Here is a 21,305-nt window from a genome sequence, read left to right on the forward strand (position 1 = left end):
CGCGGCCTGATATTTATCCGTATATCGCAGCAAGATTAAATTGCAGCCTTTTGTGTCGCGATAAAATCGTTGATCTGCTGCTCTAATACCGACATCGGCACTGAACCATTGGCTAGAATAGCGTCGTGGAAGGCGCGAATATCGAAGTTCTCACCCAGTTCTGCTTCTGCTTGTGCACGCAAACGCTTAATTGTTAACTCACCAATTTTGTATGACAAGGCTTGCCCAGGCCAGTTAATGTAGCGGTCGATTTCGGTGGTGACATTGTGCATTGAAAGCGCTGTATTACCTGCCATAAAGTCGATTGCTTGCTGACGACTCCAGCCTTTAGCGTGCATACCAGTATCCACGACGAGCCGCGCTGCGCGCCACATCTCATAGGTTAGGCGGCCAAAGTTACTGTATGGATCTTGGTAAAAGCCGGCTTCGAGCCCTAAGTATTCTGAGTATAAGCCCCAGCCCTCACCAAATGCCGAGATATAGCTGTAACGGCGAAAGTTGGGTAAGTCGGTTAGCTCTTGGTTGAGTGCAATTTGTAGATGGTGACCGGGCACGGCCTCATGTAGCGTCAAAGCTTCCATCTCGTAAAGTGGGCGTTTATCGAGTGCGTAGGTATTGACCCAGTAATAACCAGCCTCATCATCTCGACTAGAGCCAGAGTAACGTCCTGTGGTGTATTTAGGTGCTATTTCCGCGGGTACAGGCTCAATACCATAAGGCTGACGTGGTAGCTTACCAAAATACTTTGGCAGCATGGCATCGGCTTTTTTAGCGATATAAGCAGCTTCTTTGAGTAACTCTTCTGCGGTTTTAGGGTAAAACTGTGGGTCAGTACGTAAAAAGTGTAGGAATTCAGCAAAGCTACCTGCAAAACTGACTTGCTCGATGATCTGCTGCATCTCTGCGCGAATGCGTTTTACTTCTTGTAAGCCAAGTTGGTGCACTTCATCTGAAGTCATATCAAGCGTGGTGTAGTAGCGCACGCGGTTTTCGTAAAAATCCTCACCATCGGGTAGATCATAAGAGGCGATGCTTTCACGGGTATTAGGTATGTACTCGGTGGTCATAAACTCCAAGAAAGCTTGGTAGGTTGGCAATACAGTATTTGCGACCAACTCACGCCCTTGCTTGGTTAATTGGGCTTTTTCTACATCAGTAAAATGGCTTGGGTACTCAGTAAAAGGGGCAAAGTAGCCGCTGTCTTCAACCGGTACAATAAAGGCGCTAATGCTGGTTTCAAACCCTTGAAGAGTGACTTTAGACGGGGTTATACCTTGTGCTATGCCTTGCTTTAACCAGTAAGTTTGCTGATCGAAGTAGTTCGGTAGTGCTTGTAGCTGCTTGATATAGTTTTGGTAGTCTTCAATTTTGCTAAAGCGGCCTTTAGATATTGAAGCTATATAAGCATGGAAACCACTTTCGGCTGACAGTGGCATAAAGTGGTCATTATAGCGGTATTGGTCGACTTGGTTTTGAACTTGGTCTTGCAGGATTTGTGCGTTAATTTTATCGTTTTTATTAAGGCTGCTGCGGTCAATTTGTATTATTTGTGCGAGTAATGTTTGCCTGCGCTGATCGAGTGCCGCTAACGCTTGTGGTGATAAGTCTTGTAGCTGTCCGGCTTTAGAAGCATCACCCATTGAGTAGGCAAAACTTGGGCTGGCGTCGAGAGAAAGCTGCCAAGCGTTGTCGATTGCTGTTTGCAGTTGTGAATTAGTGACTGCTTGAGTCGTGTTAGTTTCTGCCGCATTGATTTGAGTGCTAGGTGCTTGGCAAGCACTAAGGCTGGCGACTAGCAAGGTAGGTAGCAGGTATTTATTCATGAATCATCCATTATTGTTTTAGTTATATTGATTGGTATTTACAAGATGATTATGCCGTGATGGCATGTAAAGATCACGGTCAAAGTGTATACAATTGTAATTAAAGATTTTGGTTCACTTTGCTGATTTTAGGCATAAAAAAACCGGCTAATGCCGGTTTTTTGCTAATCAAATTTGATTAGATAACACGAGAGAACTGCTGTTGTCTTGCTTTCTCACGGTAGTAAACGTCGAAACAGATACAGATATTACGGATCAATAGACGGCCTGTAGGGCTGATAGTGATCTTACGGTCTGTAATGTCGACGAGCTTATCATCGATGAAAGTTTGCAGTAGTTTAAGATCTTCTGCGAAGTACTCTTCAAAGTTGATGTTTAGCTTTTCTTCAATCTTCGCCATATCTAGGTCGAAGTGGCAGATTAGCTGCTTAATCACTACGCGGCGAATTTCGTCGTCACGGTTTAAGCTGCAACCTTTCCATAGTGCGTGGCCGTTAGCATCGATTGACTCGAAGTAAGGGCGCACATCTTTTTGGTTCTGGGCGTAGCAATCGCCAATCTGGCTGATTGAAGATACACCAAGACCCAATAGGTCACACTCTTCTTGAGTGGTGTAACCTTGGAAGTTACGGTGTAGACGGCCTTCGTTCTGTAGAATCGATAGCTCGTCATCTGGCTTAGCAAAGTGGTCCATACCAATGTACTGGTAGCCTGCACCCGTTAGCGTTTCGATTGTTTGATGCAACATATCGAGTTTTTGCTGAGGTGATGCTAAATCTTCATCTTTAATCTTACGCTGCGCTGCAAAACGAGATGGCAGGTGAGCGTAGTTAAACACTGATAGACGATCTGGATTTAAGTCCAGTACGCGCTGCATCGTTTCTGCAAACGTTTCTGGTGTTTGGTGCGGCAAACCATAGATTAGGTCGATGTTAGTTGAAACAAAGCCTAGCTCTTTTGCACGTGCCATTAGGTCGAAGATAAACTGCTCGTCTTGCTCGCGGTTTACTGCGATTTGCACCTTTTTATTGAAATCTTGCACACCAATAGAGATACGGTTAAAGCCCGCTTCTTTTAGGGTGTCTAGCATTGAAAGCTCGATTTCACGAGGATCAACTTCAATTGAGTATTCGCCTACGTCAGCTACATTAAAGTTTGCTTTAACCAGTGCTGAAAGCGTTAGAATTTGCTCAGGTGTTAGGAATGTCGGTGTACCGCCACCCCAGTGAATTTGGGTCACTAAGTAATTTTTAAACAGCGGTGCACGTTTAACGATTTCTGCCGCTAGATACTCAATGTATTGATCGGCTTTATGCTGGTGACGAGTGATAACTTTATTGCAGCCACAGTAGTAACAAAGCTTGGCGCAGAAAGGAATATGGATATAAAGAGAAAGCTTGTCACTCTTGCTGTTCTTAATAGAGGTCAGCAGTTTTTCCTCGGTAAACGAATCATCGAATTCCAAGGCCGTCGGATAAGAAGTATAACGTGGACCGCTATAATTGTACTTTTCGATCATTGACTGATCCCAACTAATTGGGGTGGGCTGCTTCAAGGCGTGTCCTCCGGCGTATAGTTTAGCAACATGTGAAGTATGCATGGTTATTTGTTGAATAACCTTGATCCATGTTGTAAAAATTTAATATGGGTAGCAAAGTATGACTGAATATCGCTGAAAATGAGGTTTATGTCTGTGGTCTTTAGAGGATTTTGTGCACAGACTCACCCTATATAAGCAAAATAGGCCATATCTGCGACCTAGATTGCATCTGTTTTGCGCTAACAACTAGGCTAGCATTAACACTAGTGTAGTGAACTTGACGTAAATTCACTCAAAAGCTTAGCTTCTTCTAAAATTTTCGCCTCTAACTCGCCTTCAGAGCGCATGCGAGCAAAATCGAGTTTCATTCGCTGTTGTTTGTCTAATTCTTTACGTTGCTCTTTGATGGGGTGAGCTTTGATGATTTCAAAATGCGCAAAGGTTGCTGGGTACTGTTTTTCAACCATTTCAGCCATACCAACTAATTGAAATAGCTTAGCTATGCGCATTACGCCTTCCGATAGTTCACAGCGGCCTTCTAACATTGCGCTGGCAATATAACGAATATTATCGAGTAGTTCGTCTGACTTAGCTTTGGCTGCGGCAGCTTGCTGTTGTTGCTGCTCTATTTTACGTCGCTGTTGTTTGCGCACTTGAATCACGAGGTAGGTCGCATACGCCGTAAGCGCGACAATAATAAGTGCACCAAGAATAATGAAGGTCGTTGTCATACTAAACCCTAGTTGGTCGAAGTGGGATACAGGTGACGATTATGGATAAAAAAATGGCATCAATAAAGATGCCATCGGTTTTATATAGAAGAATTTAGTCTTTGTCGAAGTAGTCTTTTAGCAGATCTGCACCAGACTCGAACTTGTCGAATAGGTCATCATCGTTAACTGACTTCTTGCTTTGCGGTGCATCATCTTCTTCATCAGTGATGCCTAGCTTGTCCATCAGCGTCTCAATTTGAGTGAGTTGCTTGTTCAGCCACTTTTGGTCTTCAGCGTTAAGGTTTTTACCTTCTTCAAGCATGTCTAACAGGCTATTGAGTCTTGGATCTTCTTCCAGCTTCAATAGTTTCTGCTCATCAGTTAGCTTAGGCCCTTTTGGTTTTGGCTCAGCTTTCACTTCAGCATGAATATTGAGTTGCACAGGCTTTTTACTACCGTGGCGTGGATCAGCACTTTTAGCCTTACCACCGTTAGCTTGGCTTTCAATCATCGAAGCGTTATGACGACTTCCCGCTTTATTGCCAGCAACTTGTTTTTTGCCTGCAAGAACACGATCTTTCTTCTTGGTTCTTGGGGCTAATTTTGGAGCATTATCGTTGCTCTTACGCATTTTCTTACTACGGGACATGATCGCTTATCTCGATAACTTAAAAGACTCTATTGCTGAAAAGCTGCTTGGCTTATGCAACAACGGAAGTTTGGTCGCGTGTTATATCAGATCCTGATGGTTTTTGCACCAGAATGAGACCGTTTGCTGCAAATAATAGCTTAAAAGCGCCTTTCTTTGCTAGAAACTCGAATGTTGCTTGTTGATAAAAGCTGACATGGGTCAGGTTATTCTTATGGTGCCACTTACCGAAAGCATTGAGATCACTCAGTAACGGTGTGCAAATTGCCATCCACCCACCGGGCTTGAGTAACTGAGTGAGTAAGTTCCACTCTTTAAATGGGAAGCGAAAATGTTCAAATACTCGATAACAACAAATGAAATCGTATTCTTGTTTTAGTGCACGGTTCCAAGGAGCAAGGCTAGGGTTATATTGATTGAGTTGATGACCTTTTTTATTGAGCTTTCTTAAGGTTTTATCATCGAGAGTGCGGCCAAAGTTGAGCCCCAATAAAGGCGTATGGCCATCTTCACATTGTTCGACCAAGTCTAGGACAAAGCGTGCAAGGGCTTTTTGCTTATTATTGGCGAGCCGATATTTTTGCAACTCAGCAGAGGGAGGCAGGTGTGAGTTGGCGTCGGCAAAGACTAATTGGCATTGCAGGCAATGGTATAGGCAGCGCTTTTTGTCGGCGAAAAACCGTGCGGTACGATCACTATGACAAAGAGGGCATCTACGCATATATTAGCTAAACCAATGACTTAATTAATTTGAGTATAAATCAAGATAGAAAACTGAGAAATAAAAAAAGGCGACAGATTAATCTGTCGCCTCTATAAAAGTGCTAATCCGCACCAATTCTGATTTCAAGTATCCATACTTGCTATGTGACTATCCCGGTCAATATCCATCTTATTTTTTGTCTGCTTTCCATGCATGTCTTATCGTTTATGGTCTTCCCGACACTTTATTTTTAGACCTGTCGCCATCCTGACAACAGTTTCCGTAGATGGTCTTTAAAGACACATCACAATTTTTATTCGTCCATCCAATGACGCCTAAGTAACCATCCATGTATATTTTTTTAAGTATCGTCCAGTGATAACAAGCTTCCCGCAAGTGCATCCTAAGCTAGTAGCTTCCTTTGCTGTGTTTGTATCCTACAAACACCTTCCTATTGGAGCGCGTTTCTCTGAATGTAAGGTTTAATGCTAAATAGCGTTTTGGCCTTCCTAACCAAATCCTTACTAAAATTCTTACGACCTGGACTTCAATTTGAAATCTCTACTCTTATTATTTTTAGTGAGTGGTCTCAATAATATTATTATTATTTAGTTAATTTATTCTTATATCTTAAATGTATACATACCAAAATCTGTAAGTTGTTATTAATATTTTTTGTACTAACAGTTGGGTTCATCTCGGTACGGGAGCTATTTAAACCTAGAACTGTGATCTCTGTCAAGTAGGTTTTTGCGTGAAGTTTACGTAAACGTAAACGGCATGCTATTAAAAAGGACGGTTTCCCGTCCTATTTAGTTAAGGCTAATATTTACTTAAGGCTTGATATATATTTAGATAATGCGTCGATGTCATCGTTGTTTAGCTTTTTAGCAACGTCTTGCATCATGCCATTTAAGTCGTTGTTACGATTTGTATCGTGGAACTTATTTAGCTGGATCTTGATATAATTTGCATGTTGACCGTTAATTGCAGGGAAGCCAGCAAGCTCCGCACCGTTACCTTGCGGTCCATGACATGCGATACAAGCTGTAATGCCACGGGTAGCATCACCATTTCGGTAAAGTTGTGCCCCAAGCTCTGGCACATCTTTAACATCGATATCTTTATGTTCTTGGCTAGCATAAAATGCAGCTAGGTCTGCAATGTCTTGATCGCTAAGCGCTACAGACATGCCACCCATGATTGGATCCATACGACCCTGTTTACCGCCAGTCTGTGCTGCACTGCGGAAATCATGTAATTGCTTTTCTAGGTATGTACTATGTTGACCTGCAAGTTTTGGGTACATGTCTATCATGCTGTTGCCGTCAACACCGTGACAAGCAGAGCAAACGATGGCTTTAGTTTTTCCGGCTTCAGCATTTCCTTCTGCCATAGCAGGTGCAGATATTGTGGCTAAAACAGACAGCGCAAGAGCTAACTTTTTCATGGCGTTCCAACTTCTTATTAAAATATTTGTCATGAGCTTACTAGGAAGACCCGCAAGCGTGATAAAATGTATTTTATGTGATCGGGGTAATATTTTACACGAAATTGTGAAAATGTAAGCAACTCTTCGATATTTAGCTAAGTAAGTTGATAAAATTTTGGAGTTAATTGTGAGTGAATCTCGTATCGATTTCCGTAAAGCAGAGTTTTTAATTAGTGCGCCAGACATCGCGCACTTGAATGAATACCTCCCTGGCGATGTTGGGGTGGAGATTGCATTTGCGGGTCGTTCTAACGCGGGTAAGTCAAGTGCACTGAATTTACTGACAGAGCAAAAAATTGCCCGTACCAGTAAAACACCTGGACGTACGCAGTTAATTAACGTTTTTAAACTAGATAAGCACCGCCGCTTGGTTGACTTACCAGGTTATGGATTTGCTCAAGTTCCTTTAGCACTAAAGCTAAAGTGGCAAGAAGCGCTGGGTGAATATCTGCTAAAGCGTGATTGCTTAAGCGGTGTTGTGGTCTTAATGGATATTCGTCATCCACTTAAAGATCTTGATATGCAAATGATTGAATGGGCAGTTCAGAGCCATATTCCTGTTTTAGCATTGTTGACCAAGGCTGATAAGTTAGGTCAAAGCGCTAGAATGAAGATGGTTAACGAAGTGCGCAAAAAATTAAGCCATTTTGAAGATGGCGTAAAAGTTGAGCCTTTCTCTTCATTAAAAGGGATTGGTAAAGGCAAAGTGTTAGGCATTCTTGATAGTTGGTGTAAACCTGAATGGTTAATGCAGCAGCTAGAAGCGGATGCAATTGCGGCTCAAGCCGAATCTGACAACAAATAACGAGTTATTGGTATATAGATCCGCCACGGCTTGTTAAATGACGCTCCCAAATGGGGGCGTTTTTTTATGGATTTTTTTCTGGCCTTTAGCGTAATAACACTGAATTTTCGCCAAAAAAAAACCGACGGCATAAACCATCGGCATAAATTAGCTCTTTTGGGGAGAAGCTAAATTCAACAAGACTCAAGTTCAATCAAACTATGTTGATATCGCTTAATGAACACAGCATAACTCGAATTTTGTTCGATTTAAAGTATTTACTCTAAATTTTCTTGCAGACGAAAAAAAGCCCCAGCGAATTAGATTCACTGGGGCGCCATAATTTGGCCATTTACTACAGAGTAGCAAACGTAAAAAAAAGGTCTGAAAGATAGAACATCTTAACCTCTGTACCCTACGCAGAGAATACTACTCCATTAACCGCTATATGAAAAACTGTTTTTGTAAAAAACAGACAATAATGTGATGGATATCCCAATGTTTGTTCAATAAAAATACACACTTTGATCTAAAAATTTCAGTTATATAGCTATATATCAACAATTTATGCCTAGTTTGATTGTTTTATGTTGTAGTGGAGCAATTTGAGATTGAACGCTTGTTTCATATAGAAAACTGTCTAGATAGATAAGTAACGAGAAAGATTTACTGCAGAAGTGTCTAAAACATCAATTTTTACGAGCTGTGTAGAGTATTTACGTGTGGTTTATAGAAAGTAGCGTTAGTAGCATCGATTTATTGTTAGCTTGCAAAGTTTATTGGGGGAAGTACCTCAAAATGAGTTAGCTGACGAGCCAATGCTGTCAGCTAACTTATTGACGTTATCGGTAACTAGTGAGCTTGTTCCCAGTTATCACCCACTCCAGCTTCAGCAAGTAGCTCAACATCTAAGTTAGCAGCTGCGGCCATCAGCTCACACACTTTAGCTTGTAGTGTATCAACCTTAGTTGCATCGACTTCAAATACCAATTCATCGTGTACTTGCATGATCATGGTGATTTCACCGGCTGTTTCCGTTTCAATCCATTGAGCAATATTGATCATCGCCTTTTTAATAATATCGGCAGCGGTGCCCTGCATCGGCGCATTAATTGCCGCACGCTCAGCTGCTTGTCTGCGCATCGCATTTCTATCTTTAATCGCAGGTAGATACAGACGACGACCAAATAGCGTAGAAACATAGCCAAGATCGGCAGCAATAGCGCGCGTTTCTTCCATGTACTTAAGTACACCTGGATAGCGTTTAAAGTAAGTGTCGATATAGCTCTGTGCTTCGGCTCTTGGAATGTCGAGTTGTTTGGCTAGGCCAAATGCCGACATACCGTAGATTAGGCCAAAGTTAACCGCTTTAGCGCGACGACGCTGATCGGTAGTGACTTCACTGAAATCAACATCAAACACTTCTGCTGCGGTAGCTTTGTGAATGTCTTTACCTTCAGCAAACGCAGTTAGTAGGCCTTTGTCTTGCGACAAGTGCGCCATAATTCTTAATTCGATTTGTGAGTAATCGGCAGCGAGGATTTTTTTACCTTGTGGGGCAATAAACGCATGACGAATACGGCGGCCTTCTTCGGTACGAATTGGGATATTCTGCAGGTTAGGCTCGCTTGATGATAAGCGACCCGTTGCCGCGTTAGCTTGGTGGTAGCTAGTGTGCACACGACCTGTTTTAGCGTTAACCATTAACGGCAGCTTATCTGTGTAGGTGCTCTTAAGCTTAGCTAGACTGCGGTGCTCAAGAATGATCTTAGGCAGCGGATAATCTAGCGCTAATTCAACTAACACTTCTTCTGCTGTTGACGGTGCGCCTTTAGGGGTTTTCTTGATTACTGGGTAGCCAAGTTTTTCAAAGAACAGTTCTTGTAACTGCTTTGGCGAGCTTAAGTTAAATGGCTGTCCCGCGATCTCATGAGCTTTATGTTCTAGGTCATCAATCTTACGCGCTAACTCTTCGCTTTGTTGGCCAAGTAGCATGCTATCAATCAATACGCCTTGTCGCTCAATATCAGACAGAATATTAACCAGTGGTAACTCTATATCAGTAAATACGCTTGCAAGCTCTGTATGCTTTTCTAGGCGTGACCACAAATGTTGGTGTAAGCGTAGCGTGATATCTGCATCTTCTGCAGCGTAAGGTGCTGCAGTTTCTAATGGAATTTGATTAAACGTAAGCTGTTTAGCGCCTTTGCCAGCAATCTCTTCAAAGCTAATATTTTTATGGCCAAGGTATTTAAGCGCTAAATCGTCCATGTTGTGCTTAGAAGCGACAGAGTTAAACACATAAGACTCAAGCATGGTGTCGAATTGCACGCCGCGCAGCGTTATGCCTGCATTAGCAAAAATACTGATGTCATACTTTAAGTTTTGACCGACCTTTTTAATCGATTCATCTTCAAGTAATGGCTGTAGTTTCTCAAATATTAGCGCTTTATCTAATTGCTCTGGCGCGTCAACATAATCATGGCTTAAAGGCAGATAAGCGGCTTTACCGGCTTCAACCGCAAACGAGATCCCGACTAACTCTGCTTCCATATAGTTGAGGCTAGTGGTTTCGGTATCTATTGCGATAAGTTCAGCTTGATTTAGCTTAGCTACCCAAGTATCTAATTGCTCAAGAGTTAGAATCGTGTCGTATTCAACTTCAATATCTAGCTTAGCTGCTGGTGCATCATCGTCAGTGTCTGCTGAGGCTTTGCTTGATGGTTTGTTATCGAGCACTTCTGCTAACCAGCGTTTAAACTCCATTTCGCCATAACACTTAATTAGCTCATCTTTATTCGCTGGCTCGATTGATAATGCACGCCAATCTTGTTCTAGCTCAACGTCTAGTTTGATGGTCGCTAACTCATAACTGAGTTTAAGCATATCGGCATGCTCAATGATTTTAGCCGGCATGGTTTTTGAGCCACGGAAGCCAAGTTCTGGCATTCTCTCTGGTGCAGCTAAGATTTTATCTACGCCACCGACTCCGGTTAACATGGCTAATGCGGTCTTTTCGCCAACACCTGGTAAACCTGGAATGTTATCGGCTTTATCGCCTTGAAGTGCCAATAAGTCGATGATTAGCTCTGGGCCTACACCAAATTTTTCAGTCACTTCTGCAGGACCCATGATGGTATTGGTCATGGTGTTAATTAGTGTGACATTGTCATCCACTAATTGCGCCATGTCTTTATCGCCTGTACTGATTAATACTGCGCGGCCTTCTTTGCTGGCTTGAGTAGCAATAGTGCCAATTACGTCATCGGCTTCAACACCTGGAATACAAACTAGTGGTAAACCGAGCGCTTTAATAATTTGATGTAAAGGTTCAATTTGGGTGCGTAGGTCATCCGGCATTGGTGGGCGTTGTGCTTTGTACTCTGAGTACATGTCGTTACGGAATGTTTTACCTTTAGCGTCAAACACCACTGCCATTTGTGATGGCTGATATTGATTAATTAGGCTACGCAGCATATTGATTACGCCATACACGGCACCGGTTGCTTCGCCTTTAGAATTCGTTAAATGAGGTGGAGCATAGTAAGCGCGGTAAAGGTATGAAGAACCATCCACAAGAATTAAAGGGTTATCGGCAATTTTAGGCATAATTTAGTATTCGTTTATCGGTATTCGATGATGGCGCTAGCATGCCATATTAGGGCAATTTCGGCCACGTAAAAATACATCGCAGCCTGTGGATAAGTCTGTGAGTGAAACTGAGTAACTCGATCTTGAGCAAAAAGAGGAATAAATGCGCGTAAGCGTAAGCTGTTGATATTTAATCAAAAAAAATTAATGTGTGAAGTGGCTTTTATTTTGATTATTTGAACTAATTATGTGGACTTTTTATTTTTATGCGTATTTTAAACCCATCCCTTGGTTAAATATTATTCACTTGCTAAAGTGATGACCTAACTTAGCATGATAAATAATCTGATCAAGCAATTTATTACAAGTTTGTTAAAACAATATGATATATAAAGAGGCTTTTTAATGAAAAAAGTAGCAGTTCTTTTAAGCGGCAGTGGCGTCTACGATGGCACTGAGTTACATGAGTCCGTTTTAGCCTTATTAGAGATAGTTAAAGCTGGAGCTAGTTATCAATGTTTTGCGCCAAATATTGCTCAATTACATGTGGTAAATCATCTTACTGGAGAAGCTGAAGAGACTGAAACACGTAATGTTTTAGTTGAGTCAGCAAGAATTGCGCGTGGTGAAATAAAAGCTGTAGATGAACTTAATATTAGCGAATTTGATGCGTTAGTTATTCCGGGAGGATTTGGCGCGGCAAAAAACTTGTGTAGTTTTGCAGTTTCTGGCGCAGAGCATCAAGTCGAGCCAAGCGTAAAAGATTTTATCTCGCAATTTGCGGTTAAGCATAAGCCGGTAGGTTTTATCTGTATTGCTCCGATTATGATCCCACAATTATATGGCCAGGGAGTCAGCGGTACTATTGGTAGCGATGCTGGCACTGCCGCGGCTTTTGATCTGCAAGGTGGTCAACATAAAGCGGTTGGTGTGCATGAAATTGTGGTTGATGAGGAACACAAAGTGGTTAGCACTCCAGCCTATATGTTGGCGGCCGACATTGTTGAAGCACATTCCGGTATCAGTAAATTGATCGAGAAAGTCCTGCAGATGGCATAGTTTTCTATTGTTGCTGATATTAAAAAGCCCGCAAATAGCGGGCTTAATTTATTAGTGGTTGTGCTACATTTTGAAGAGCTAAATACAGCACTAAACTTTGCGGGTCTTGCTGTCTATAAAGCCTTGAACAACACCAACTAATAAACCACCAAGGTGAGCACCATTGGCGATCGATAGGCCAAACATATCGGTAAAACCTAATACTAACCATAACAGCATAAAACCAATATAGGCAGGTGGCAGACCGATACCTGACTCTGGTCGCTTAACACCCATTATCCAGGTGTAGCCGACGACAGCATAGACAACACCAGACAAACCGCCAAATTGAGGCCCTGCCATAAAGTATTGCAATACGTTCGGCAGCGTGCCGCCAACTAACAGTAGGATGAACAGTGGCGCAAAGCCAATTCTATTTTCTATTTTGCCCCCGAGATACCACCACCAAAGCAAATTGAAAATGATATGCATGGCAGAAAAGTGCAGCAAACTAGGAGTAAATACACGCCAAAATTCATTTAATGTGGCTGAAGGAGTGGCGGTAAAAAATGATAGGTTATCGAAAATTGAGTTGGCAAAACCTAGGTTCATCCCAGCATAAATAATCACGCAGGTAAAAAATACCATCAGGGTGAGTGGACCTGCGCCAGTTATAAATTGGCTGACTAACTGCAGACTTGGACTACCATAATCTAGTTTGGTTTGAGTGTCACCGTTGTCCCATGATGCGGCTAGGTACTTTTCATCATAAGGGTTTTGGATAAAGTAGAGGTATTCTTGATGAGCACGTTCGAAATGGCTCTGCTCATGGATCATCAGTATCACGCCTTGTTCGGCGGGCACTAATTCACATTTAATACTTAGCCCTTTTAGGTAGTCGATGAGAGCGAGTGCTGCTCGGCTATTGGGAAGCCTGCCAATCTCTATCATGCTTTTACCTCTTGCGTATTTATAAGTTAGCTTGGTGCCAAGCGCTATAACCGCCATCTAAACTAAACACGTCATCAAAGCCTTGCTCATTAAGATAAGTTGCTGCGCTTTGGCTACTGATCCCATGGTAGCAAACTACAATAAGTGGCAGGTCCATATCGGCATCGCCAATAAAGTGAGCGAGATTGTCATTGGTTAAATTGACGGAACCAATAATATGACCGGCTTCGTAGCTAGCTGCATCTCTGATATCAACGATTTGTAATTCGTCTGATTCAGCTTGCATCTGAATAAGTTGATTAACGCTAAGATGTTGAAAAGCTGACATAGAAAACCTGTATTGATTAGATTAGAAAAAACCAAAGCGACTGTAATAGTCTTTAGTCGATATTACAGTCACTTCATCGGAGAATAAATCAAAAGCTGACTAATGATTTAATCCCAGTTGAGGATCACTTTACCTGATTGACCAGAACGCATGGCATCAAAGCCTTGCTGGAACTCATCAATATTGTAATGGTGAGTGATAATCGGTGAGATATCTAGACCTGATTGGATAAGGCTTGCCATCTTGTACCAAGTCTCAAACATTTCACGGCCATAAATACCTTTAATGATAAGGCCTTTAAAGATCACTTTGCTCCAGTCGATAGCCATTTCACCACCAGGAATACCCAGCATAGCAATCTTACCACCGTGATTCATGGTATCTAGCATTGAGTGAAACGCACTTGGCACGCCAGACATTTCTAAGCCCACATCGAAGCCTTCTGTCATGCCTAGTTCTTGCATCACATCTTCTAGCTTTTCTTTGGCAACGTTTACCGCACGAGTTGCGCCCATTTTCTCAGCTAGTTCTAAGCGGTATTCATTGACATCGGTGATCACCACATGGCGTGCACCTACATGGCGGCAAACCGCTGCTGCCATAATGCCGATAGGACCAGCACCAGTAATGAGTACGTCTTCACCAACAAGATCAAATGACAGCGCAGTATGAACCGCATTACCAAATGGGTCGAAGATTGAGGCCAAATCATCAGAAATATCATCTGGGATCTTAAAGGCATTAAAAGCAGGAATGACTAAATACTCTGCAAAAGCACCTTCGCGATTGACACCTACACCTGAGGTGTTACGGCATAAATGAGTGCGACCTCCGCGGCAGTTACGGCAGTGACCACAAGTAATATGTCCTTCGCCTGAAACGCGGTCTCCGATAGTGAAACCACGGACTTCTTGGCCCATATCAACCACTTCACCCACATATTCATGACCAACAACCATAGGTACAGGAATGGTGTTTTGGGACCATTCATCCCAGTTGTAGATATGAACGTCGGTGCCACAAATTGCCGTTTTACGGATTTTAATTAATAGATCGTTATGGCCTACTTCTGGCTTAGGCGCATCAACCATCCAAATGCCTTCTTCAGGCTTTAATTTGCTTAGTGCTTTCATCTTATAACCTATTACAAGCGGCGTTGGCTGCTTGCTAAATATCATTTAAAAAAGGCTACAAACGTAGCCTTTTGAAGGTAATTTTAGCTGATAATGCCCATTTCTTTAGCGATACGGGTAAAGGCCTCAATGGCTTTATCAATTTGCTCTTTGGTATGCGCAGCAGACATCTGAGTACGAATACGTGCTTGGCCTTTTGGCACTACAGGGAAAGAGAAACCAATTACATAAATGTTTTCAGCTAAAAGACGGTTGGCAAAGTCACCAGCGAGTTTAGCGTCACCAATCATTACAGGAATGATGGCATGGTCGGCACCACCTAAAGTGAAGCCCGCAGCTGACATGTGCTCACGGAAATAACGGCTGTTTTCCCATACGGCTTCGCGCAGTGCTTGGCCTGATTTCAGCATTTCTAGCACGTGGATAGATGCTGTCACAATTGACGGAGCTAGTGAGTTAGAGAAAAGGTAAGGGCGTGAGCGTTGGCGTAACCAGTCGATGACTTCTTTCTTACCAGAAGTGAAACCACCTGACGCACCACCAAGGGCTTTACCTAGGGTACCCGTGATAATGTCTACGCGGTCCATCACTTCGCAGTACTCATGAGTACCACGACCTTCTTGGCCCACAAAACCAACAGCGTGTGAGTCATCAACCATAACGAGTGCACCATATTGGTCAGCAAGATCGCACACACCTTTAAGGTTAGCAATCACGCCATCCATTGAGAATACGCCGTCGGTAGCGATCATAATGTTGCGTGCGCCGGCTTCTTTAGCGGCTTTTAATTGCGCTTCAAGATCGGCCATATCGTTATTAGCATAACGGAAACGTTTGGCTTTACATAAACGTACACCGTCGATGATAGAAGCGTGATTTAGCGCGTCAGAGATGATGGCATCTTCTGCGCTTAATAGAGTTTCAAAAAGACCTGCGTTAGCATCGAAGCACGAAGAATAAAGAATGGTGTCTTCCATGCCTAAGAATTCACTAAGGCTAGCCTCTAAGGTTTTATGAATATCTTGAGTACCACAGATAAAGCGTACTGATGCCATGCCGAAACCGTGGGCATCTAGGCCACCTTGGGCTGCTTTAATTAATTCTGGGTGGTTAGCTAAACCGAGATAGTTGTTAGCGCAAAAGTTGATAACTTGGTCGCCATTAACTTCAATTGCAGTTTGTTGAGGAGAAACAATGACACGTTCGCTTTTATATAAGCCTTCGGCTTTAACGTCGGCAAGCTGTTGATTTATTTGGTCGTAGAATGAGGTCTTAGGCACCTTTATTCTCCTTAATTAGCATTATTTTGATATTTGGAGTGGCGGCATTTTAACCTTAATTGACGCGGCTCTACAGCCTTTTTTTTTAGTCACATTAAGAGATTAATTAGATTAGGGAATGACCAAAGTTTAGATTAGTTAAACTAAGGCATTATCTTATAAAAGGTGAACTTATTGAAGGTTTTGGAGCTCTAATTGCGGGCCCAATTGCAATTGTTTGAAAGGTACAAAGTTTAAAGTCTCTCTCTAGTTTGCGCTGAGAACTGTTACAATCTGCGCGCGTTTATAGCACATTATCACTAGGAGTATAGCTCATGAGATTGTCCTTAATTATCACAACCTATAATTGGCCTGAAGCGTTAAGAAAGGTTTTGGATAGTGTTGCATTGCAATCGATAGCCCCTTTTGAGGTGATAATTGCTGATGATGGCTCTGATGATGTGACTCGAAAGCTTGTTGAGGAGTACCAATCAAAATTAGATTGTTCATTGTTACATAGTTGGCAAGAAGATAAAGGTTATAGATTGGCGTTAAGTCGTAACCGAGGAATAAATATGAGTTCCGGAGATTATATTGTCTTTATTGATGGCGATACGATTCTTGAGCGACATTTTATCCATGATCATATGCTCGCTGCAGAAAAAGGTGTTTTCGTTCAAGGTCGTCGTGCTTATTTAACGGAAAAAACTAGCAAGCGCTTGCTCGGTAACGAGCAAATGCCTCACTCCTTAACATCTGGGATTGAGCATAGAGATCAAGCGTTAAGATTACCTTTCTTGCCTATCAAGTTTAGGCAGACTTATAAGTATTCTCTGAATAGAGGCATGGGAGGGCATTGTGCTTTTTGGCGTAATGATGCGATTAAGGTTAATGGCTATAATAATGATTTTGAAGGCTGGGGACCGGAAGATTTAGAGTTCTTACAGCGGATGTTTTTTAGTGGTTTAATCTGTAAAAAACTCAGATTTACAGCTGCTTGCTATCATATTTACCACAACGTAAATACTAAAGGTTTCCTTAAGGAGTGCGTGGCCATTTATAATCAGACTATGCAAAAAAAAGAGTCATTTTGTGAAAGAGGCATTAATAATGCCTCCTCTTCAAAATAAATGGCTTAGCTTTTGCTAAGCCGCTTCTTTCGCCAATGCTATATAGTAGCTTTCTAGGCGTGAAAATGTTGCCTGAGAATCCGGTGTTGCATAGGATTTAAATAGCATGATTACTCGTAATAGCCCTTCATATAGCGACTCTTTGGTAATCGAGCCGATATTCGACTGAGTTTGGGTGAGCTTGTAACTGATCCAGAAGCTGACTAACATTTTAATTGTATCAGCAAGCGGCTTAACATCGGTTTCATTAACTGCCAAAAAGCCATCTTGATTGAGCTTTTCTAGTACGCCAGTTGAGCGGGCTAACACATCTTGTTGTGCTTTGAGATAGCGGTTTTTCAGCGTTTCATCGCGACTTAAGATATCTGCTAAGTTTGCATACATAAAGCGGAACTGCCATAGGGTATAAAACATGGCATCGAAATAACCAACTAACAGATCAACATCGACCTCTTTATCAACGTAAGGCTGAAACCCCGACTCAAGATGCTGCTCATACAAGCTAAAGATAGAGCGGATAATGTCTTCTTTATTGCGGAAGTGGTAATAAAGGTTACCTGGGCTAATATTCAGGTGGGCGGCAATATGATTGGTTGTGATAGCTCTTTCGCCATGTTCATTAAACAACTCTAAACTGGCTTGTACGATTTTGTCACGGGTCTTCATATTCATCCTAAATGATTAATATCCAGTATAATGATTACGTCTCAGGTGCTGAGCCTTAGCGTAAATGCTCGGTGTAATTACGCGAAGGTGTGACTATCATGTTAGCATTAACCTAATTCTTCAAGTAAAACTCTCTAAAGTACTTAATTTCATGAATCGTAGTCTTTATTCAGTCCTGCTATATTTAATTAGCCCACTCATTTTGCTTTATCTGACCTTTAGGGCATTTAAAAGTAAGGATTATCGCGGGCGCTGGGGCGAGCGCTTTGGAATTAAGCGACTAGCAAAGACAGATTTGTTAGTGCACTCGGTATCTATGGGCGAAACCTTGGCTGCGGTGCCGTTGATTAAGCAAATCCAAGCAAGGCATCCACAACTCAGTATTACCATTACTACGACGAGCCCGACAGGATCGGCTGAAGTCACGCGGGCTTTCGGTGATTCAGTACAACACTGTTACTTACCGTTTGATTTAGCTTGCTGTGTCCGCCGCTTTGTAAAACAGCTATCGCCTAAGTGTTGCATCATTATGGAAACAGAGTTGTGGCCTAATTTAATCCATTATCTAAAGCAGGCCGATGCGCAAGTGCTGCTGGCTAACGCAAGGTTATCTGCTAAATCCGCAGCCTCGTATCGTAAAAATTACAAGCTAACCTTACCTATGCTCAAGTTGCTAGATGGTATAGCAGCACAATCTGAGCAGGCTGCAGAACGATTTATTGAATTAGGCGTATGCCCTGATCGCGTTAAGGTTTGTGGTAGCTTAAAGTTTGATATCAATATCGATGTTGAGCGTGTTAATACTGCCAAGGCATTACGTAAACAATGGTTAGCCGCTGATAAACCAGTTTGGGTTGCGGGCTCTGTGCATCCTGGTGAATTTTCGATACTCATTCAAGCCCATACGCAATTACTACAAACTTACCCAAATGCGCTGATGATTATGGTGCCACGTCACCCTGAACAATTTGATACAGCGGCTGCTGAAATTAAAAATGCAGGCTTAACGCTAGTGCGTCGTAGTACTGAAGAGCCTGTATTAGCCTGCACTCAAGTTATATTAGGCGATACTATGGGAGAGCTACTGACGTTTTACGGTGCCGCCGATCAGGCTCTAGTAGGTGGCTCGTTAATTGTACATGGTGGCCATAACCCCTTAGAGCCGGCGGCTATGGGGTTACCGGTAATGATGGGGCCAAACTACCGTGATTTTAACGAAATCTCTGAGTTGTTACAGTCGGCTGGTGGCTTAACTGTAGTTGATGACGCAGCTGCATTAGCTGCCCATTTGATTGAGTTGTTTGCTAACTCAGAGGCTTATAACCAAGCAAGCTTGGCAGCAAAAGAGGTTGTGGCACAAAACCGAGGCTCACTGGCTAAACAGCTGAAGATGGTTGAAGCCTTTATTCATGGTTAACTTGGCATAGATTACGGCGTAAATAATTAAAGGTCAGCATTTTAAGCTGACCTTTTTATTTCACTGATTATTTCATGAATGTGGCTATGAGCATCACTATGACTTGAGTTTGGCTTGGTAGGCTTGATGTAGCTGTAACCAGTTATCTTCGCTGAAGGCTAATGTGTTTAATTTGCCTAGTTCTTTTCTGAAAGAGCGTAGCAAACGACTCATATTGGCTTGTTGCCATTGAGCGTTAGGTTTTTTCAGTTCGCCGCGGTCAAAATCAATCAGGTAAAACTTATCATCAGTGATAAGAATATTTTTCGCATTCAGATCAGCGTGATAAACACCGTAATTATGAAACTCAGCAATTGCCTTACCAAGAGACTGCCACTGTGACTCACTCATCGCTGTTTTGCTTAAACGAGCCACTAAATCTTCCGCGCCATCAACTCGCTCAATAATTAAATCAGCGCGATATAATAGCCCCGAGTGCTCTACATTGGCCGCGATAGGTTTAGGGACTGCAAAACCTTGTTTATATAAAGTTTCCAGTAATGCTAATTCTGCTATCGCACGTGTTTTTTGTAAGTCAGTAAAAAAGTATTGATCACGACTTATTTTTGCAATCAGTCCACCACGGTAGTAATGACGCAGTACCCACTGGTTTTGTTCGGCTTCGATTTTGCTGGCATCTACAAACCAAGTGGTATAACGGCCTTTAGATGAGCCTGTTATCGCTGATTTTTCACGCCAAAACTCGGCACCGAACCAACTTGGCTCGATATCTGATGGCGTGTGCTGGCAATATGCGATGCTGCCTTGAGATGTTTTTTTAAACTTCATAGGTAGAATTGTAAGTTAAACCGTGGAACCTGCAGGCATTCTACATTAAGATCGGTAGATTGCGCCAAATAACCTTCGAGCACTAATGAGCTTATCAACTTCAAGTGACAACCAGAACCCTAAATCAACGAGCATAGACTTAAGTAATGCTGAGTCGCTATGCCTTTTAAGGCTGTCTGCTATTGGTGATGTGTGCCATGCGGTTGCTATGGTGCAGGCAATTCAGCGCCGTTACCCGCAACTCAAAATTACTTGGATTTTAGGCAAAGTTGAGTACCAGCTATTGCAACACCTTGAGGGAGTTGAGTTTGTTATTTTTGATAAGTCTCAAGGCTGGCGTAGTTATTTTAATCTTAAGCGAGCGCTTAAAGGGCGTAAGTTTGATGTATTGCTGCATATGCAAATTGCTTTGCGTGCAACCATCGCCTCTTTAGCTATCCGCGCCAAAATTCGTATTGGTTTTGATCGTTTCAGAGCCAAAGAAGGTCAATGGTTAGTAACTAATCATGCCATTGAACCACAAGCTACACCGCATGTGTTAGAGGGCTTTATGGGGTTTGCCAAGGCGGTGGGAGTGACAGATTTGGCTCCAAGCTGGAATATTCCGGTACCAGCTACAGACACTGAATTTGCCAAAGCACTCATCCCAGATGAAAGCCAAGTATTGGTGATCTGTGCCGCCGCAAGTAAAGCTGAGCGCAATTGGCTATCAGAGCGATATGCTGCAGTGGCTGATTATGCAGTGACTAAAGGCTACCGAGTAATGCTATGTGGTGGGCCGACAGCTCTTGAAAAAGAATTAGCAGAGAAAATCCAAGCTGCCGCTAAGTCAGTCCTAGAAAATCAAGTCGGGAAGACATCCTTATTGCAATTGCTCGCCATCCTTAAACAGGCAAGCGTTGTGTTAGCGCCTGATACAGGGCCGGCGCACATGGCGGTAACCCAAGGTACGCCAGTGATAGGTTTATACGCCCACTCAAATCCAGGACGAACGGGCCCATATACCAGCCTTGACTCAGTTGTCAGTGTTTACGACAAAGTGATTCATGAGCAGAAACAAGGTGAAATCCCTTGGGGGACTCGTGCTAAAGGGGAGCATTTAATGGCTCGGATTGATGTTAATAGCGTGATTGCTGTATTTGAAAAGAGCCGTACACGTCCATAAATGTGTTGGGATTTTAGTTTTCCGTTACAATAAGCAACGATTGTGCGAGTTTTTATTTGTTGAATGATTACGCCGTTACGGCTGAATTATAAGAG

18 protein-coding genes are annotated in these 21,305 nt (G+C 42.5%); 5 read left to right on the forward strand and 13 right to left on the reverse strand.

The annotated features are described in order from the left end of the window. Positions 1–35: 35 nt before the first annotated feature. From L2747_RS17230 to L2747_RS17255, 6 genes are all read right to left on the reverse strand, one after another. Positions 36–1,823, reverse strand: coding sequence for a DUF885 domain-containing protein (locus tag L2747_RS17230; RefSeq protein ID WP_249000242.1), 1,788 nt, complete (start codon positions 1,821–1,823; stop codon positions 36–38). A gap of 178 nt (positions 1,824–2,001) precedes the next feature. After that, positions 2,002–3,378 (reverse strand): oxygen-independent coproporphyrinogen III oxidase, encoded by a 1,377-nt coding sequence (hemN, locus tag L2747_RS17235; protein ID WP_283107330.1) that lies wholly within the window; start codon positions 3,376–3,378, stop codon positions 2,002–2,004. Positions 3,379–3,626: 248 nt separating this feature from the next. Further along, the gene (locus L2747_RS17240) at positions 3,627–4,094 is read right to left on the reverse strand and encodes a DUF2489 domain-containing protein (protein ID WP_249000243.1); all 468 of its coding nucleotides are present in this window, start codon (positions 4,092–4,094) and stop codon (positions 3,627–3,629) included. 94 nt (positions 4,095–4,188) lie between these two features. Continuing rightward, positions 4,189–4,725: a Der GTPase-activating protein YihI gene (gene yihI / locus L2747_RS17245; protein WP_249000244.1), complete on the reverse strand. Its 537-nt coding sequence runs from the start codon at positions 4,723–4,725 to the stop codon at positions 4,189–4,191. A gap of 52 nt (positions 4,726–4,777) precedes the next feature. Then, positions 4,778–5,446 carry a methyltransferase domain-containing protein gene (locus L2747_RS17250; RefSeq protein ID WP_249000245.1) on the reverse strand — a complete coding sequence of 223 codons (669 nt, stop codon included), beginning with the start codon at positions 5,444–5,446 and terminating at the stop codon, positions 4,778–4,780. An 811-nt stretch (positions 5,447–6,257) separates the two neighbouring features. Beyond that, positions 6,258–6,878 carry a c-type cytochrome gene (locus tag L2747_RS17255; protein ID WP_249000246.1) on the reverse strand — a complete coding sequence of 207 codons (621 nt, stop codon included), beginning with the start codon at positions 6,876–6,878 and terminating at the stop codon, positions 6,258–6,260. Between the two features lie 169 nt (positions 6,879–7,047). Here L2747_RS17255 and yihA point away from each other — a divergent pair, with 169 nt between their 5' ends. After that, a complete protein-coding gene (yihA, locus tag L2747_RS17260) occupies positions 7,048–7,725 on the forward strand; it encodes a ribosome biogenesis GTP-binding protein YihA/YsxC (protein WP_249000247.1) in 678 nt (225 codons plus the stop codon). An 831-nt stretch (positions 7,726–8,556) separates the two neighbouring features. On the opposite strand, the gene polA is transcribed toward yihA, so the two are convergent. Next, positions 8,557–11,313 (reverse strand): DNA polymerase I, encoded by a 2,757-nt coding sequence (gene polA, locus L2747_RS17265; RefSeq protein ID WP_249000248.1) that lies wholly within the window; start codon positions 11,311–11,313, stop codon positions 8,557–8,559. 387 nt (positions 11,314–11,700) lie between these two features. Between polA and elbB the strand changes: the two genes are divergently transcribed. Beyond that, positions 11,701–12,354 (forward strand): isoprenoid biosynthesis glyoxalase ElbB, encoded by a 654-nt coding sequence (gene elbB, locus L2747_RS17270; RefSeq protein ID WP_249000249.1) that lies wholly within the window; start codon positions 11,701–11,703, stop codon positions 12,352–12,354. 90 nt (positions 12,355–12,444) lie between these two features. On the opposite strand, the gene glpG is transcribed toward elbB, so the two are convergent. From glpG to L2747_RS17290, 4 genes are all read right to left on the reverse strand, one after another. Continuing rightward, complete coding sequence (gene glpG / locus L2747_RS17275; RefSeq protein ID WP_249000250.1) at positions 12,445–13,284, reverse strand: rhomboid family intramembrane serine protease GlpG; 840 nt, start codon at positions 13,282–13,284, stop codon at positions 12,445–12,447. A gap of 19 nt (positions 13,285–13,303) precedes the next feature. Further along, entirely contained in the window at positions 13,304–13,612 is a 309-nt protein-coding gene (gene glpE, locus L2747_RS17280; RefSeq protein WP_249000251.1) for a thiosulfate sulfurtransferase GlpE, read from the reverse strand. A gap of 107 nt (positions 13,613–13,719) precedes the next feature. Next, complete coding sequence (gene tdh, locus L2747_RS17285; protein WP_249000252.1) at positions 13,720–14,745, reverse strand: L-threonine 3-dehydrogenase; 1,026 nt, start codon at positions 14,743–14,745, stop codon at positions 13,720–13,722. A gap of 83 nt (positions 14,746–14,828) precedes the next feature. Beyond that, a complete protein-coding gene (locus L2747_RS17290; protein WP_249000253.1) occupies positions 14,829–16,025 on the reverse strand; it encodes a glycine C-acetyltransferase in 1,197 nt (398 codons plus the stop codon). 314 nt (positions 16,026–16,339) lie between these two features. Between L2747_RS17290 and L2747_RS17295 the strand changes: the two genes are divergently transcribed. Continuing rightward, positions 16,340–17,134: a glycosyltransferase family 2 protein gene (locus tag L2747_RS17295; protein WP_249000254.1), complete on the forward strand. Its 795-nt coding sequence runs from the start codon at positions 16,340–16,342 to the stop codon at positions 17,132–17,134. A gap of 15 nt (positions 17,135–17,149) precedes the next feature. Here the strand turns inward: L2747_RS17295 and L2747_RS17300 are convergent, their stop codons facing one another. After that, positions 17,150–17,800, reverse strand: coding sequence for a TetR/AcrR family transcriptional regulator (locus L2747_RS17300; protein ID WP_249000255.1), 651 nt, complete (start codon positions 17,798–17,800; stop codon positions 17,150–17,152). A 151-nt stretch (positions 17,801–17,951) separates the two neighbouring features. Here L2747_RS17300 and waaA point away from each other — a divergent pair, with 151 nt between their 5' ends. Beyond that, positions 17,952–19,217 carry a lipid IV(A) 3-deoxy-D-manno-octulosonic acid transferase gene (waaA, locus tag L2747_RS17305; RefSeq protein WP_249000256.1) on the forward strand — a complete coding sequence of 422 codons (1,266 nt, stop codon included), beginning with the start codon at positions 17,952–17,954 and terminating at the stop codon, positions 19,215–19,217. A gap of 96 nt (positions 19,218–19,313) precedes the next feature. Here waaA and L2747_RS17310 read toward each other — a convergent pair whose 3' ends face one another. Further along, complete coding sequence (locus L2747_RS17310) at positions 19,314–20,045, reverse strand: 3-deoxy-D-manno-octulosonic acid kinase (protein ID WP_249000257.1); 732 nt, start codon at positions 20,043–20,045, stop codon at positions 19,314–19,316. Positions 20,046–20,130: 85 nt separating this feature from the next. On the opposite strand from L2747_RS17310, the gene L2747_RS17315 reads away from it, so the two are divergent. Then, on the forward strand, positions 20,131–21,210 hold the full coding sequence (locus L2747_RS17315; RefSeq protein ID WP_249000258.1) for a glycosyltransferase family 9 protein: 1,080 nt from the start codon (positions 20,131–20,133) through the stop codon (positions 21,208–21,210). Positions 21,211–21,305: the final 95 nt, after the last annotated feature.

Source organism: Shewanella marinintestina (genome assembly GCF_023283845.1).
In the GTDB taxonomy this organism is placed as follows: domain Bacteria; phylum Pseudomonadota; class Gammaproteobacteria; order Enterobacterales; family Shewanellaceae; genus Shewanella; species Shewanella marinintestina.

Bases quoted from the DNA above. Each gene is read 5' to 3' on its own strand.
- L2747_RS17295 (WP_249000254.1), top strand. From the start codon at position 16,340: ATGAGATTGTCCTTAATTATCACAACCTATAATTGGCCTGAAGCGTTA.
- elbB (WP_249000249.1), top strand. From the start codon at position 11,701: ATGAAAAAAGTAGCAGTTCTTTTAAGCGGCAGTGGCGTCTACGATGGC.
- glpG (WP_249000250.1), bottom strand. From the start codon at position 13,284: ATGATAGAGATTGGCAGGCTTCCCAATAGCCGAGCAGCACTCGCTCTC.
- waaA (WP_249000256.1), top strand. From the start codon at position 17,952: ATGAATCGTAGTCTTTATTCAGTCCTGCTATATTTAATTAGCCCACTC.
- L2747_RS17300 (WP_249000255.1), bottom strand. From the start codon at position 17,800: ATGAAGACCCGTGACAAAATCGTACAAGCCAGTTTAGAGTTGTTTAAT.
- L2747_RS17230 (WP_249000242.1), bottom strand. From the start codon at position 1,823: ATGAATAAATACCTGCTACCTACCTTGCTAGTCGCCAGCCTTAGTGCT.
- L2747_RS17310 (WP_249000257.1), bottom strand. From the start codon at position 20,045: ATGAAGTTTAAAAAAACATCTCAAGGCAGCATCGCATATTGCCAGCAC.
- tdh (WP_249000252.1), bottom strand. From the start codon at position 14,745: ATGAAAGCACTAAGCAAATTAAAGCCTGAAGAAGGCATTTGGATGGTT.
- yihI (WP_249000244.1), bottom strand. From the start codon at position 4,725: ATGTCCCGTAGTAAGAAAATGCGTAAGAGCAACGATAATGCTCCAAAA.
- L2747_RS17255 (WP_249000246.1), bottom strand. From the start codon at position 6,878: ATGAAAAAGTTAGCTCTTGCGCTGTCTGTTTTAGCCACAATATCTGCA.
- L2747_RS17250 (WP_249000245.1), bottom strand. From the start codon at position 5,446: ATGCGTAGATGCCCTCTTTGTCATAGTGATCGTACCGCACGGTTTTTC.
- L2747_RS17315 (WP_249000258.1), top strand. From the start codon at position 20,131: ATGAGCTTATCAACTTCAAGTGACAACCAGAACCCTAAATCAACGAGC.
- glpE (WP_249000251.1), bottom strand. From the start codon at position 13,612: ATGTCAGCTTTTCAACATCTTAGCGTTAATCAACTTATTCAGATGCAA.
- polA (WP_249000248.1), bottom strand. From the start codon at position 11,313: ATGCCTAAAATTGCCGATAACCCTTTAATTCTTGTGGATGGTTCTTCA.
- L2747_RS17240 (WP_249000243.1), bottom strand. From the start codon at position 4,094: ATGACAACGACCTTCATTATTCTTGGTGCACTTATTATTGTCGCGCTT.